The 13763-nt window shown below is 37.1% G+C and carries 15 protein-coding genes; 1 reads left to right on the plus strand and 14 read right to left on the minus strand.

Annotated elements, in window-relative coordinates; genetic code table 11:
- The 14 genes from O3798_RS06335 to O3798_RS06400 form a co-directional block, all read right to left on the minus strand.
- Positions 1-312: hypothetical protein (locus tag O3798_RS06335; protein WP_371463969.1), on the minus strand; the 312-nt coding region annotated here is incomplete at its 3' end.
- A gap of 177 nt (positions 313-489) precedes the next feature.
- Positions 490-1452 (minus strand): bifunctional oligoribonuclease/PAP phosphatase NrnA, encoded by a 963-nt coding sequence (locus O3798_RS06340; protein ID WP_371463970.1) that lies wholly within the window; start codon positions 1450-1452, stop codon positions 490-492.
- 85 nt (positions 1453-1537) lie between these two features.
- Positions 1538-2500 (minus strand): bifunctional oligoribonuclease/PAP phosphatase NrnA, encoded by a 963-nt coding sequence (locus O3798_RS06345; RefSeq protein ID WP_371463971.1) that lies wholly within the window; start codon positions 2498-2500, stop codon positions 1538-1540.
- A 2-nt stretch (positions 2501-2502) separates the two neighbouring features.
- A complete protein-coding gene (locus tag O3798_RS06350) occupies positions 2503-3819 on the minus strand; it encodes a DRTGG domain-containing protein (protein WP_371463972.1) in 1317 nt (438 codons plus the stop codon).
- Between the two features lie 131 nt (positions 3820-3950).
- Entirely contained in the window at positions 3951-4355 is a 405-nt protein-coding gene (locus O3798_RS06355) for a metal-dependent transcriptional regulator (RefSeq protein WP_371463973.1), read from the minus strand.
- Between the two features lie 108 nt (positions 4356-4463).
- Positions 4464-7097, minus strand: coding sequence for a bifunctional acetaldehyde-CoA/alcohol dehydrogenase (adhE, locus tag O3798_RS06360; RefSeq protein WP_371463974.1), 2634 nt, complete (start codon positions 7095-7097; stop codon positions 4464-4466).
- A 263-nt stretch (positions 7098-7360) separates the two neighbouring features.
- Positions 7361-7636: a post-transcriptional regulator gene (locus O3798_RS06365; RefSeq protein WP_371463975.1), complete on the minus strand. Its 276-nt coding sequence runs from the start codon at positions 7634-7636 to the stop codon at positions 7361-7363.
- Between the two features lie 3 nt (positions 7637-7639).
- Positions 7640-7957, minus strand: coding sequence for a preprotein translocase subunit YajC (yajC, locus tag O3798_RS06370; RefSeq protein WP_371463976.1), 318 nt, complete (start codon positions 7955-7957; stop codon positions 7640-7642).
- Between the two features lie 66 nt (positions 7958-8023).
- Positions 8024-9169, minus strand: a complete 1146-nt coding sequence (gene tgt, locus O3798_RS06375) for a tRNA guanosine(34) transglycosylase Tgt (protein ID WP_371463977.1) — start codon at positions 9167-9169, stop codon at positions 8024-8026.
- A gap of 112 nt (positions 9170-9281) precedes the next feature.
- Complete coding sequence (locus O3798_RS06380; RefSeq protein WP_371463978.1) at positions 9282-9581, minus strand: HesB/YadR/YfhF family protein; 300 nt, start codon at positions 9579-9581, stop codon at positions 9282-9284.
- 70 nt (positions 9582-9651) lie between these two features.
- Entirely contained in the window at positions 9652-10068 is a 417-nt protein-coding gene (locus tag O3798_RS06385; RefSeq protein WP_371463979.1) for a GNAT family N-acetyltransferase, read from the minus strand.
- 111 nt (positions 10069-10179) lie between these two features.
- On the minus strand, positions 10180-10791 hold the full coding sequence (gene rpsD / locus O3798_RS06390) for a 30S ribosomal protein S4 (RefSeq protein WP_070445329.1): 612 nt from the start codon (positions 10789-10791) through the stop codon (positions 10180-10182).
- A gap of 206 nt (positions 10792-10997) precedes the next feature.
- Positions 10998-11741 (minus strand): acyl-[acyl-carrier-protein] thioesterase, encoded by a 744-nt coding sequence (locus O3798_RS06395; RefSeq protein WP_371463980.1) that lies wholly within the window; start codon positions 11739-11741, stop codon positions 10998-11000.
- Between the two features lie 21 nt (positions 11742-11762).
- Positions 11763-12353: a hypothetical protein gene (locus O3798_RS06400; protein ID WP_371463981.1), complete on the minus strand. Its 591-nt coding sequence runs from the start codon at positions 12351-12353 to the stop codon at positions 11763-11765.
- 116 nt (positions 12354-12469) lie between these two features.
- Here O3798_RS06400 and O3798_RS06405 point away from each other — a divergent pair, with 116 nt between their 5' ends.
- Positions 12470-13750 carry a hydroxymethylglutaryl-CoA reductase, degradative gene (locus tag O3798_RS06405; protein WP_371463982.1) on the plus strand — a complete coding sequence of 427 codons (1281 nt, stop codon included), beginning with the start codon at positions 12470-12472 and terminating at the stop codon, positions 13748-13750.
- Positions 13751-13763 lie beyond the last annotated feature (13 nt).

Here is a 13763-nt window from a genome sequence, read left to right on the forward strand (position 1 = left end):
ATCCCCTTGACGATTTTTTGTTGTATATTGTTCGTCACTACCTGTTGAGTTTGTGGCAGTTACTTTTACTTGACCGATTTGTGCATTTACCCCTAAAGCACCTGTAGCTGCGGCTTCGTTTGCTTCAGAAGTAGTATTTTCTGTACTTACCGTAGTTTCAACTGCTGGTGTTTCACTAGTTTCTGTATTACTTGTCTCTACTGTTGTAGGTTCACTAATCTCCTGCGCATAGGCAAAAGTTGGCGCTACTTGATTCGTTAATAATGTGAATATTAATAATGTAGTTGATAATTTATGAATAAACCTTTTCATCTAGTTCTCCTTCTTTTTTAAAAATATTATTCTATAAAAATTCATATATATTATACTGTATTAATGTGAGTTATCCAAGAGAGAATCAAGACCAATTTTCTTCCTTTAAAAAGAATTTTTTTCACATTTGAAACCCAAATCAAGAAAAAAGAGCCGGATAAACCGACTCTTTCCATATTATTTACTTAAATAGTCTTTTGAAGATGCATTCAATTCTTTTACGATTTCGTTTACTTCTTCAAGAGTTTGAACAATCGCACCTGATGCTAATGGATGTCCTCCACCACCATGGTTTTGAGCAATCACATTCACGATTGGGCCTTTAGAACGAAGATTTACTCGGTAGCTTCCATCTGGTTGCTCAACAAATAACGCCCAGCAATGAATGCCTTCAACCGTACTTGGAAGTGAAATAACACCATGTGTTTGATCTTCTTCAATTCCAAAGTGCTCTAAATCCTTTTGCGTTAAAATTGTAGCTGCAACGCCATTCTCAGAAATTTCCATGTTTTGGTAAATATAACCTGCTAAACGGCTTACTGAAACAGGATTTGTAATCATGTGGTAAGCAATGCCTGAAATATCAACATCGAATTCTAATAGTTTAGAAACCATTGCAAATGTTACAGCTGTTGTTGATGGATAAAGGAATCGACCTGTATCTCCTACAATACCTGCATATAATGCATTAGCTGCTTCTTTTGAGACGTTCCAAGTACTTTCTTCACCAAATGCAAAACGACATAAAATTTCACTTGTACTACTTGAATTCGTATCTACAAATGAAATGGCACCATAAACATCTCTATCTGGATGGTGGTCGATTTTAATTACTTTCGATGGATCTACTTCAAATGGGCAGTCAATACGTGGTGTATTTGCACAGTCTAAAACAATAATCAGTGCAGAATCGAATTGTTCCTGTGTAATTTCATCCATTTCTCCAATATAACTTAGTGAACTTGGCATTTCACCTAATAAGTACACTGTTTTTTCTGGATAAGTTGCGCGAATAATTTCTCTTAACCCTACTTGTGAACCAATTGCATCTGGGTCTGGTGATTCATGACGCAAGATAACAATCGAATCTGCTTTTTTAATTTCTGCATCAATCTTTTTAAAAAACTCTGTATAATTCATTATTTAATATTTCCTTTCATCCAATGATTGGACTGATTTTTATTGTAAATACAACATCTTATAATACTCTTATTTAGGCGTAATTTCAATTTTTCTTAAAGGTTTTCACTGCCTCTTTTAACTCAGCATCCACTTCTAAAATTTGACTCTTCGTAACAGAAGGAATGCCACACGCTAGCGTATGTCCTCCACCGCCAAAAGCTTGCGCAATATGATTCACGGTTGGCCCTTTTGACCGCAAATGAACTCTAAAGGTGCCATCCTCTTGTTCCACATACATACTCCACGCCAGAATCCCTTCAACCGTTCCAGGAACTGAAACTACAAGTGAAGCTAATTGGTCAGTAGCTTGGAAACGTTCGAGTACTTCTTTCGTTAAAACTACACTCGCCATTCCTTTACTATATATTTCTAGATGCTCGTAAATATACCCTGTCATTCGATTCACGTTCAACGGTTTTGTAATCATTTTATCCGCAATTCCAGCCAAATCTACATCGTGTTGTATCAATTTTGATACAAGTGCAAAAGTTTTCGAAGTGGTTGACGGATATAAGAATCGACCGGTATCCCCGATGATTCCTGTGTAAATCACGTTAGCAGCTGACTTATTCATTTGAAATGGAGTTGCTTCGTCAAAAGCAAACTCAGCCATGATTTCACTGGCACTGGCTGCAGTTGTATCTACATAACAAATCTTTCCGTACGGTGTCACATTTGGATGGTGATCAATCTTAATTACCTCATCGACATTCACTTCAAATGGACAATTGATAAGTCTCGGTGTAGAACAATCGACAACAATAACAAGAGAGGTATCGAACACCTCTTGAGTGGTTTCATCCATGTCGCCGATATACTTCAAGTTTTCTGGCATATCTCCAATAACGTAAACAGACTTTTCTGGATAGGTTGCCTTAATGAGTTCACTTAGACCTATCTGTGACCCCAAAGCATCTGGATCTGGCTTTCTATGTCTTAATATCACAATTGAATCGGCTTTTTCAATCTCTGTGATGATTTCTTGTAATAATTCTTTGTAATCCATACTTAGTTTCTTTCCATTAATTGATTTGACATAATTGCCTTAGCAACAACAGAATTCTCTAGCAACACGGAAATATCTAATTTAGAGACTTTACGTCCATTATCCAAGGTTTGTATTTGAATTGAAATTTTACTTTCAATCGGAATCATCTTTAAGTAATGCATTTCTAATTGCTCAATAACTGTGTTACGACGTTGACTACGATGAATAAACTCTTTTGAGGCAACTGATACAACTTCACATAATACACCAAATGAAAGCATTCCAAGATTATTGGTCATTTGTGGCGTTACAGTAAAGCTAAAATGAGCACTTGTAGGGTTTACTTCAACGATTTCTAAGTTTTCACTTACATCATCTTCAAAAGTATTTCCAACTTGTGGTTGACGCTGTGTTAACTGCATTGCCTTCATTACATCACGACGTGAAATAATCCCAATCAATTCCATATTGTCTTGAACAACTGGAAGCATCTCCAATCCATTCCAAATCATCGAGTGCGCCACGCTGGCAACAGAAGCATGTAATTTTGAGACTGATGGATTCTTCGTCATTACGCGTTCCATTGTGAGAGTATCAGCTTTTGCTAAAATATCTTTAGCAGAAACAACACCCACCAAACGATTCGAATGATTAATAACTGGGAAGCGAGAGTTTCCTGTTTTTTCACTCAGTTGGCGATATTCTTTAACGGTTTGGTCCATCCTCATGTAATTCGTATTTTCTAAATCGTTATAAATATCTGCGACAATCATAATTTTTTTCTTAATTAATTGGTCAGTCATCGCACGGTTAATGAGACTAGCAACTGTAAATGTATCATATGTTGTTCCCATTAATGGAATTTTTAATTCATCGGCTTTTTGAATCAATTGTGGCGTTGCTTGGAATCCCCCAGTAATTAATACGGCTGCACCTTGATTCAATGCTAGTAATTGCGCATCTTCACGGTTCCCGATAATCACAAGGGATTCTGGTTGAATATAACGCGTCATTGCATCAAGAGTCATCGCACCAATAACGAAGCGATTTAGTATTTTATCTAGACCGTCATGTCCACCGAACACTTCTCCTTCGATGATTTTAATAATCTCACCAAACGACAACTTTTCAAGATTATCTTTTGTTTTACGTTCAATACGAATCGTCCCTACACGCTCGATGGTAGAAACAATACCTATATTTTCAGCTTCTTTAATCGCACGATACGCTGTACCTTCACTCATTTCCATGTTCTTCGCAATTGAACGCACAGAGATTTTTTCTCCCACTGGCAATGATTCAATATAACGAATGATTTGTTGATGCTTTGATGTCATAATATCTCCCTCTGTATTAAAAAAAATGAAACACCTTACTTAAACTGTACTATTATTGTACTAAAATTTTAGTAGAAATACTAGAGCTAAAATAAAAAACTGGCCTTAAAAAGACCAGTTTTATCATTTCATTATTCAGAATAAGGCGGGATTTCTTCACCATGAGGACAATGCGTTGGACTCCCTAAAAATTCCGCTAATCGCTCTGTCATTTCAACAGACGAAGCATGTTCGAGAATTTCTGCTTGTTCATGAACAGAATCTCCCCTAAAACCAAGAGAATTCACAAGAAAGACTTCCCATATTTTATGAGAACGAATTAGACGTTCTGCGACTTTAATTCCCTTTTGTGTTAATTTTGCGCCTTTATAACGGATGTATTCCACCGTACCATCAAGGACAAGCTTGTTTAACATCTCTGTCGTTGAAGCCGCTGAAAGATCCAGCATTTGATTGATGGCTTTATTCGTTACGAATTCATCTTTACCGCCTAATTTATAGATTGTTTTAATGTAATCTTCTTTATTGGGTGTCATAAGCCATCTCCTTTCATTTCCCTAACAGTATAGCATATTTTACTGCTGAAAAACAGAGCAAAGAAAGAGCCTTAGGAAACTCCTAAGACTCTTTAGATTCAAAATGAATTATTTGATACGACCTGGACGTTCTTTATATCCAAAGTATGCGTCAGCAAGAATTTCTTCCATATCAGCTACCATTGGTAAACGAGGGTTCGCAGGTGAACATTGATCTTCATAAGCAAGCATTGCAATTTCATGAATTGTAGCTAACCATTCTTTGTGGTTAACACCTTGTGCTTTGAAGTTCATTTCGATACCTACAGCTTCTCCTAATTCGTAAACAGCTTTAGCAAGTGCATCTACTGCTTCCTCAGGAGTTGAAGATGGTAATCCTAACATACGAGCGATGTCTTGGAATTTTTCATCCGCACGGTAATAGTTGTATTTTGGCCATGTAGCTGCTTTAGCAGGACGAGTACCATTGTAACGGATTACGTATGGTAATAGGATTGCATTAGTACGTCCGTGAACTGTGTGGAAGAATCCTCCAATCTTATGCGCCATTGAGTGGCTCATTCCAAGGAACGCATTGGCAAATGCCATACCAGCCATTGTAGAAGCGTTATGCATTTTTTCGCGTGATACGAAATCAGCATTTTTCACACTACTTACTAAGTTTTCAAATACTAATTTGATTGCTTGTAATGCTAATCCATCAGTATAGTCGTTTGCTAGTGTTGAAGTGTACGCTTCAATTGCGTGAGTTAACACGTCCATACCAGTATCAGCTGTTACAAAATCAGGAACTGTCATAACTAACGCTGGGTCAACAATCGCAATTGTTGGTGTTAGAGAGTAGTCAGCTAATGGATATTTACGGTTGTTTGCTTTATCTGAAATTACCGCGAATGGTGTTACTTCAGAACCTGTACCAGAAGTTGTTGGGATACCAACATATTTAGCACGTTCTCCTAATTCTGGGAATTTGAATGCACGTTTACGGATATCCATGAATTTTTGAACTAAGTCACGGAAGTCCACTTGTGGTTGTTCGTAGAACATCCACATTACTTTCGCAGCATCCATTACAGATCCACCACCAAGTGCAACGATTGTATCCGGCTCGAAGCTCTTCATGATTTCAGCACCACGGTTTACAGTTGTGATGTCTGGATCTGGTTCTACGTCTGAGAATACTTCATAAATTACTTTATTTGGACGTAATTCTAATTGTTCAATAACACGTTGTAAGAATCCTAATTTAACCATTGCTTGGTCAGTTACGATCATTACACGGCTTACATTTTTCATTTTTTGTAAGTATTGAATTGAATCGCGTTCGAAATAGATTTTTGATGGAACTTTAAACCATTGCATGTTATTTCTACGTCTCCCTACTTTTTTGATATTTAATAGATTTACAACACTTACGTTATCCCCAACTGAGTTACGTCCGTAAGAACCGCAACCTAATGTTAATGATGGGATAAATGCGTTATAAACGTCCCCGATACCACCGAAAGTAGAAGGAGCATTCCAAATGACACGAATTGCACGAACAACGCGTCCAAATTCTTTAGCTAATTCAGCATCTTCAGTATGAATTGCTGCTGAGTGTCCTAAACCATGGAATTCAACCATTTGACGTGCTTTTTCAATACCGTCTTCACGAGATTCTGATTTAAGCACTGCAATTACTGGAGAAAGTTTTTCACGAGTTAAAGGTTCTTTTTCGCCAACTTCTTTACATTCTGCAGCAAGAATGTTAGTTCCTTCTGGAACTGAGAATCCAGCTTGTTCTGCGATCCATGCTGCTGGCTTACCAACGATGTTCGCATTTAATTTAGCTCCAGCACAGTTTTTGCTGTTTGCTTTTACGCCGAAGCAGAATTCTTCTAATAATGCTTTTTCTTTTTTGTTTACAAAGTAAGTGTGATAGCTCTTTAATTCTTTAACAAAATCATCGTAAATTTCTTTATCAATAATTGCTGCTTGTTCAGATGCACACACCATACCATTATCGAACGATTTACTCATTACAATATCGTGAGCTGCTTGACGAATGTTAGCAGATTTTTCAACATAAGCTGGTACGTTACCTGCACCAACCCCAAGAGCTGGTTTACCGCAAGAGTACGCAGCTTTAACCATCGCGTTACCACCTGTTGCTAAGATTGTAGCAATGCCATCATGGTTCATTAAAGCATTTGTTGCTTCAATAGATGGATGTTCGATCCATTGAATACAATTTTCAGGAGCTCCAGCTGCAATGGCTGCATCGCGAACGATTTGAGCTGCGTGTGCAGAACTTTGCTGAGCTGATGGATGGAATGCAAACACGATTGGATTACGTGTTTTTAAAGCGATTAATGATTTGAAAATTGCAGTTGAAGTTGGGTTTGTTGTTGGAGTAATCCCACAGATAACACCGACTGGCTCAGCGATTAATGTTAATCCTGTTACTTCATCATCTGAAATAACGCCAACTGTTTTAGTATGACGCAAGTTGTGCACCACGTGTTCACAGGCAAATAAGTTTTTCGTAGCTTTATCTTCGAAAACACCACGTCCTGTTTCTTCGATTGCATGTTGCGCTAATACACCGTGTTGGTCTAACGCAGCAACTGATGCTTTTGCCACAATGTAGTCAACTTGTTCTTGATTTAACAAGCGGAATTCATCTAAGGCTTTCAACCCATTCTCCACGAGATGGTTGATTTCTTGTTGTACTTGGTTGTTGTTTTTTTCTTCACTCACTTGTGATTTCCCCCAGTGTTTGTTATTTTTATCACATTCTTATCTTACACTATTTTTGTAAAAATGTAAACTATTTTCATTGAAAAATTTTCCTTTGAAAACAGATTCATTTGTTTTCATTTCCCTTTCATAAAAATTCCCTAACCTATACCTTCATTCTAACCATTATTCCGAAAATAGCAATACTTTTGTAGCGCTTTTTGTAATCCTTTACAAAGTTTTTTATACAAAAAGAGAAGCTAGCGTACAGCTAGCTTCTCTTTTTAAAATAATTCACTTAAATTGATATCCTCAAGTGTAATCTCTTTATTCGTTTGTGCTTCTAAAGATTCAAAATCGAAATATTCATTAATACTTAATTGATTAATTTGAAAAATCTGCTCAAATAGATTTTCAGGAATTTTTTTCTTCCAACGATAATCAGCAAAATAATGCGCGAGATCTTCCGTTTGAATTGTTGTATATCCTAAATCGTTAAACTCACTGACTTTATAATATAACCAAGTTTTAAATTTATTTTTTAAACTTTCTTTATCCATCGATTACTCTTCTTCAGTTGCTACTTCATCAGTATACACTTCGTTATTTGTTGGAGCAGATTCTGAAACAACATGGTGAATAGCAGCACGTTCGAAAGTTAGGATGACTCCTTCGCAATCTAGGTCGACTGTTTTATTTACAGTATCAATGTTATCAATTACACCGTGCAATCCACCGATTGTAACTACTTTATCTCCAATTTTCATCGCTTCTCTTTGCGCTTGAATTTCTTTAGCACGTTGACGTTGTTTACGTCCGAAGAACCAGAACGCTCCTCCTGCTACAACGATATATGCAATTAATAATGTCATTTGATCCATAATCTTACCTCATTTCCAATTTTATGTTTTTACTTTATCAAAAAAGTCGCTTTATTTCTATACTCTTTAGAAATTTCTAGCATTTTCTTTGTTGAAGCCATATTCTTCAAAGAACGCTTCTCTAAACTCTAATAAGTTATCATCCATAATCGCTTGGCGTACTTGCTTCATTAAGTTTAATAAGAAGTACAAGTTATGATAACTGGTTAAGCGTAAGCCAAATGTTTCGTCTGTCTTAAATAAATGACGGATATAAGCACGTGTATAGTTACGACATGTGTAACAATTACATTTCTCATCCAATGGACGGAAATCACGTTCGTATTTCGCGTTCTTCACTACAAGACGCCCCGCACTGGTCATACAAGTACCATTACGAGCAATACGTGTTGGTAGTACACAGTCAAACATATCTACTCCGCGAATGACTCCATCGATTAATGAGTCAGGTGACCCCACTCCCATTAAATAACGAGGTTTATTATCTGGAATGAGTGGTGTTAAGTAATCCAACACTTCATTCATCTCTTGCTTTGTTTCACCAACCGACAATCCACCAATAGAATATCCTGGGAAATCTAGAGAAACCATGTCTTTTGCATGAGCGATACGTAAATCTTTATAACCAGCACCTTGTAAGATTCCGAATAACGCTTGTGTATCTGGTGATTTATGTGCCTTTAATCCACGCTCTGCCCAACGAGTTGTACGAGCGATTGAATCTTTCACGTAATCATGTGTATGGTGGAAATCTGGACACTCGTCAAAACTCATGATGATGTCTGCACCTAGTTTATTTTGTACATCGATTGAAATTTCAGGAGATAAGAATAATTTAGATCCATTTAAATGATTTCTAAAATGAACTCCTTCTTCTTCAATACGACGCATATCGCTCAGCGAGAAGACTTGGAAACCGCCTGAGTCTGTTAAAATCCCTTTTTTCCAATTCATGAAGTTATGGAGTTTACCGGCTTCATCTACAATATCTGCACCTGGACGTAACCATAAGTGGTATGTGTTACTTAAAATGATATTTGCGCCCATTTCATCTAATTCTTCCGGAGACATTGATTTCACAGTAGCAAGTGTCCCAACCGGCATAAACATTGGTGTTGGGAATGTACCATGTGGTGTAATAATTTCTCCAAGACGAGCGCCTGTATGTTTTTCTGTTTTAATCAGTCTATATTTTACTGCAGGTTCTGTCATTTTATAAATCCTTTCTTCGTTTCATAACTATCTAACTGTACTCTACAAATCACAAAAAGTCCAATAAAAACGGGAGTTAGCTCGCGCTTCACTCCCACTTTTTTCTATTATATTAATCTACAATTTTTGTATAATTGTAACTTGGCTCTTTTAACTTTTCGTCAAAGCTTACTTCTAAATTATGCCCTTGGAAAAACCATTCATCCCCAGTTTCAACAAAATATGTAATGCCGTTTTCTACTACACTTACATAAGGATTGCTTGGAGCATCTACTTCAACTGCTAGAGAGAACCCTTCATGAATAGGACTGCATCCGTATACCTTTCCTAGGAAACGAACACCACGTTCTTTAGATACACCCATTTCTTCTTCAAACCACGCTTGCGCTTTCTTATCGATTGTTAATTGCATTGTATCCACTCTTTCCTCTAGTTTACTCTCTCATTCTATCATAGAATCGTAGAAAGTCGGTAAAGTTTGCTCATCGCTTTCCAGTATATATGAATGAAACGCAATTTAGAGAAGTTAAACTTGTGAATCCATTAGACTCATAAAAAGAAACTGTTTTCGTTGAATCATCTGTTGCTAGTTGAATTTGATATACATTCTTGTACTTTTCTAGAGAGAGTTGTAACAATTTTGTGCCAATTCCCTGATGTTGGTATTCAGGGTACACTAAAATATCTTGAATAAATAGAATAGACGCCCCATCTCCAACCGCTCGCAATACACCAACGAGTTTTTCTTCTTCATTAAGCGCTGCTAATATATGAAGAGAATTTTTGTATGCCTCTTTCAGCATTGTTGGATTCAGTGTGTAATTGGTCCATCCTACTGCTTCATATAAAGGAAGAACCTCTTCTAAAGTTATAACTGGATTTTCAAAATAACGAATCATCTGATACTACCTCTTTCTATCATAATTATTTACTGTGCTTTCAAAAAAATTATAAATAAAAAAACTGGAATCCACAATAGTGAATTCCAGTTTTGAAATTGTCTAATAATATTAGCCAAGTTTGTTATAGTATTCAACGACTAGTGATTCGTCAACTTCAGAAGTTAACTCGTCACGTAATGGTAGACGGTTTAATGAACCTTCTAATTTATCTTCGTCGAAAGTAACGAACTCTGGACGACCATATAAAGCTTCTAGAGCTTCTTTAATGATTGTTAAGTTACGTGATTTTTCACGAACACCCACAACATCGCCAACTTGTACTTGGAATGAAGGGATATCTACGCGTTTACCGTTCACAGTGATGTGACCGTGATTTACTAATTGACGTGCTTGACGACGAGTAGTTGCTAAACCTAAACGGTATACTACGTTATCTAAACGTTGTTCAAGAAGAACCATGAAGTTTTCACCATGTTTACCTTCTTTAATTTTGCCAGCTTTTTTGAATAAAGTAGCAAATTGACGTTCGTTCATACCGTACATATGACGTAGTTTTTGTTTTTCTTGTAATTGTTGACCATACTCAGATAATTTTTTACGGCTGTTTGGTCCGTGTTGACCTGGTGCGTATGGACGACGAGCGATTTCTTTTCCTGTTCCTGAAAGTGAAATGCCTAAACGACGAGATAACTTCCAGCTTGGTCCAGTGTAACGTGACATTGAACATTCCTCCAATAATTGTTTATTTTTTTGGAGTAAAATAATCGCGAAATCTTCGATTCGTGCAGTCACTACAAGGGTTCACCTTTGCAGCCGCGGTTACTACCTTACCCTAAAGGCTAGGACTGTTGACGAGCTTCTATATTTCTGCTGCATATTTTACACAAAAAGTATTGTACCCTATTTCCTCTGAAAATACAAGGATTTTACTTTGTTTCCCACTCAAGAGATAAGTGGCAACATTTTTGTTCATCTGATTCTAATTGATGTAAAGTTTGAACCCCGTTTTCAGTATCACGAATTTCATAAAAACTCTTAACGGTAGCTTCTGGAAGAATTTCCTTATCATACTTTACAAGAACTGATTTTAAACTATGTGTCTTAATAAATTCCATTCCAAGGCTATCCATTACCCAATCAAAATACTTCGCGTTGTTCACATGGTGATTATAATCGATATCATTGAGGCGAACACGGTAAGTTTGAACACTTGCTTTGTCCAAATCAATTTTTGGAACTCTTGGATTACGACGAGTATCTTTTTTATTCTCAATTGGATATTCACTTAATACTTCTTCATCTAGTGAAATGAGTTTTCTCTCTTCAATATTAATCATTGAAAATGTCGTTAATGCGTCTACTAGTACTTCTTCGTCTAGAGACAAAATCGTATAACGACGGAACGTAAAGAACTTGTTATATCCAACTGGTTCTGTCTCGATAATAATTTCTTCTTCTAATTTTGGAAGGCGGTTCACAGTTAATTGGTTTTGAATCACAATCCACGATAAGCCTTTTTGATAAATCAAATCAGGATGTGCTAGACTGCGTTCTTGTTTACGCGAAGCAAGCATCATAATCCCAACGACATGGCTAAGAGATAACTCCCCTTTCCAGTTACACTCATACGCCTTCACAACATGATTCATACGACAAATTGATTCTACCATAGTACATCCTTTCGTAATTGACTAGTTCCACACATCGACACTATCTGTATTCAATACTGAAACTATTTCATGCCCCTTGAATAAGATAATATAGTCGGTAGGTAAATGCATTACTTCATATAATTCTGGGTAATCTGGAAAGATTTCATACGCTTGATTTCCTTCTAGCGGTTGCGGATCAATCGTTTGATCGATTGGAGCAATATACCAAGTTTCATCATCAAAACGATGCGCATACCACTCATCCACTTCAAATGTATGGTTGGCAATCACTAATGGTCCATCAAAGCGGAATGGAATGAGACGTCCTAATGTTTTCGTACGTTTTCCAGTTTGAATCGTTTTACGAATAATATCTAAGAAATAAGAGAAATCTTCTACCCATTCATCTAGTAGTTTATGTTCATAATTTTGAACAACCACTTGGAAATCTTCCCCTTTTGGAATGACTTTCACTTGTCCATAATGAATTGGAATTAAAGTGTCTACCTCGTCCCAATTCTCCTCAAAATATTCTTCTACAAAAGAGAGCATATCTTCTGCTTCTTTTTGATACTCTTCATCTGCCGTTAAAATCAAACGGCGACCATTCAATTCACGAATAAATTCCATAAAATCTCTCCTTTCACGTTTACTAGTGTACCTCATTTTCGAAAAATTTACCTGTATCATACCCGCAAACACTAAAAATTTGTTATACTGAATGAAAGCATGAAAGGAGCACATCGATGCAAAACAACCCTTTTTACAAGTTTTATCAAAAGCCTCTTGAAGAAAGAAAAGAAACTTTATTAAATCATCCATCATTATCTAATGAAGCGAAAGAACGACTCAAAAATGATCTTTCTCTTCCAGAATCAGTAGCAGGTCAAATGGTCGAAAACCAAATTGAAATTTACGGTCTTCCTTATGGGATTGTTCCAGAAATCATCGTAAACGGAAAAAGTTATATCGTTCCAATGGTAACGGAAGAACCTTCAGTAATTGCTGCAGCGAGCTATGCTTCAAAACTAATCAACTTGGCTGGCGGAACTACAACGATTCAAGAAAAGCGTGAAATGATTGGAGAAATTGCCATTGTTAAATCTCCTCTAACACTAGAAGCAGTAAAAGCCAAACTTGAGGAACAGAAAGAATCATTATTTACAATTGCTAATAACTCGCACCCTTCTATCGTGAAGCGCGGTGGTGGTATACGAGATATCTGGGTAGAAGAAAAGTCTACTGACAAGAAACGATTCTACATTTTCTATGTATCTGTTGATACACAGGAAGCGATGGGAGCAAATATGTTGAATACCATCCTCGAATCCCTTGTGTCTCCAATTGAGGCGATGACTGCAGGCGAAAGTATTATGGCTATCCTTTCGAATCTTGCGATAAACTCTGTTGTCACTGCTAAATGCGTGCTCTCTCCAAGAATTTTAGATACCAAAACAACAAAAGGAGAAGACGTTGTAGATCGCATCGTTTTAGCAAGTGAATTTTCAAAAGCAGATCCGTATCGTGCAACCACGCATAATAAAGGAATTATGAATGGAATTGATTCTGTCGTAATTGCAACTGGTAATGACTGGCGAGCAATCGAAGCAGGCGCTCATGCTTTTGCAAGTTTAAGCGGCAAGTACCAACCGCTAACAAACTGGACTAAAGATGAGACAGGAAATCTGGTTGGAACCATCACACTTCCGCTTCCCGTTGGAACGGTTGGCGGGTCGATTTCAATCCACCCTGGAGCGCAATTTGCTCATGAATTATTGGGACATCCAAGTGCTGTTGAATTAGCTGGAATTATCGCATCGATTGGATTAGCGCAAAACCTTGCAGCAGTGAGAGCTCTTGTGACTGACGGTATTCAAAAAGGCCATATGCGACTCCAAGCAAAATCATTAGGCCTAGCAGTTGGGGCAACCGAAGAAGAACTACCACATCTTATGAACTTACTCAGCCAAGCTCCTCACTTAAATCAAGAAACTGCCAAAGCTCTATTAGAAGAATTGAGAAAATAAAAAATAGACTTCC

It is taken from the genome of Granulicatella sp. 20925_1_45 (assembly GCF_041433555.1).
GTDB lineage: Bacteria > Bacillota > Bacilli > Lactobacillales > Aerococcaceae > Granulicatella.

What these genes read in the sequence shown, in the direction of transcription:
- O3798_RS06340 (WP_371463970.1), bottom strand. Translation starts at nt 1,452, where the DNA reads ATGAATTATACAGAGTTTTTTAAAAAGATTGATGCAGAAATTAAAAAA.
- O3798_RS06345 (WP_371463971.1), bottom strand. Translation starts at nt 2,500, where the DNA reads ATGGATTACAAAGAATTATTACAAGAAATCATCACAGAGATTGAAAAA.
- O3798_RS06350 (WP_371463972.1), bottom strand. Translation starts at nt 3,819, where the DNA reads ATGACATCAAAGCATCAACAAATCATTCGTTATATTGAATCATTGCCA.
- O3798_RS06355 (WP_371463973.1), bottom strand. Translation starts at nt 4,355, where the DNA reads ATGACACCCAATAAAGAAGATTACATTAAAACAATCTATAAATTAGGC.
- O3798_RS06365 (WP_371463975.1), bottom strand. Translation starts at nt 7,636, where the DNA reads ATGGATAAAGAAAGTTTAAAAAATAAATTTAAAACTTGGTTATATTAT.
- yajC (WP_371463976.1), bottom strand. Translation starts at nt 7,957, where the DNA reads ATGGATCAAATGACATTATTAATTGCATATATCGTTGTAGCAGGAGGA.
- tgt (WP_371463977.1), bottom strand. Translation starts at nt 9,169, where the DNA reads ATGACAGAACCTGCAGTAAAATATAGACTGATTAAAACAGAAAAACAT.
- O3798_RS06380 (WP_371463978.1), bottom strand. Translation starts at nt 9,581, where the DNA reads ATGCAATTAACAATCGATAAGAAAGCGCAAGCGTGGTTTGAAGAAGAA.
- O3798_RS06385 (WP_371463979.1), bottom strand. Translation starts at nt 10,068, where the DNA reads ATGATTCGTTATTTTGAAAATCCAGTTATAACTTTAGAAGAGGTTCTT.
- rpsD (WP_070445329.1), bottom strand. Translation starts at nt 10,791, where the DNA reads ATGTCACGTTACACTGGACCAAGCTGGAAGTTATCTCGTCGTTTAGGC.
- O3798_RS06395 (WP_371463980.1), bottom strand. Translation starts at nt 11,741, where the DNA reads ATGGTAGAATCAATTTGTCGTATGAATCATGTTGTGAAGGCGTATGAG.
- O3798_RS06400 (WP_371463981.1), bottom strand. Translation starts at nt 12,353, where the DNA reads ATGGAATTTATTCGTGAATTGAATGGTCGCCGTTTGATTTTAACGGCA.
- O3798_RS06405 (WP_371463982.1), top strand. Translation starts at nt 12,470, where the DNA reads ATGCAAAACAACCCTTTTTACAAGTTTTATCAAAAGCCTCTTGAAGAA.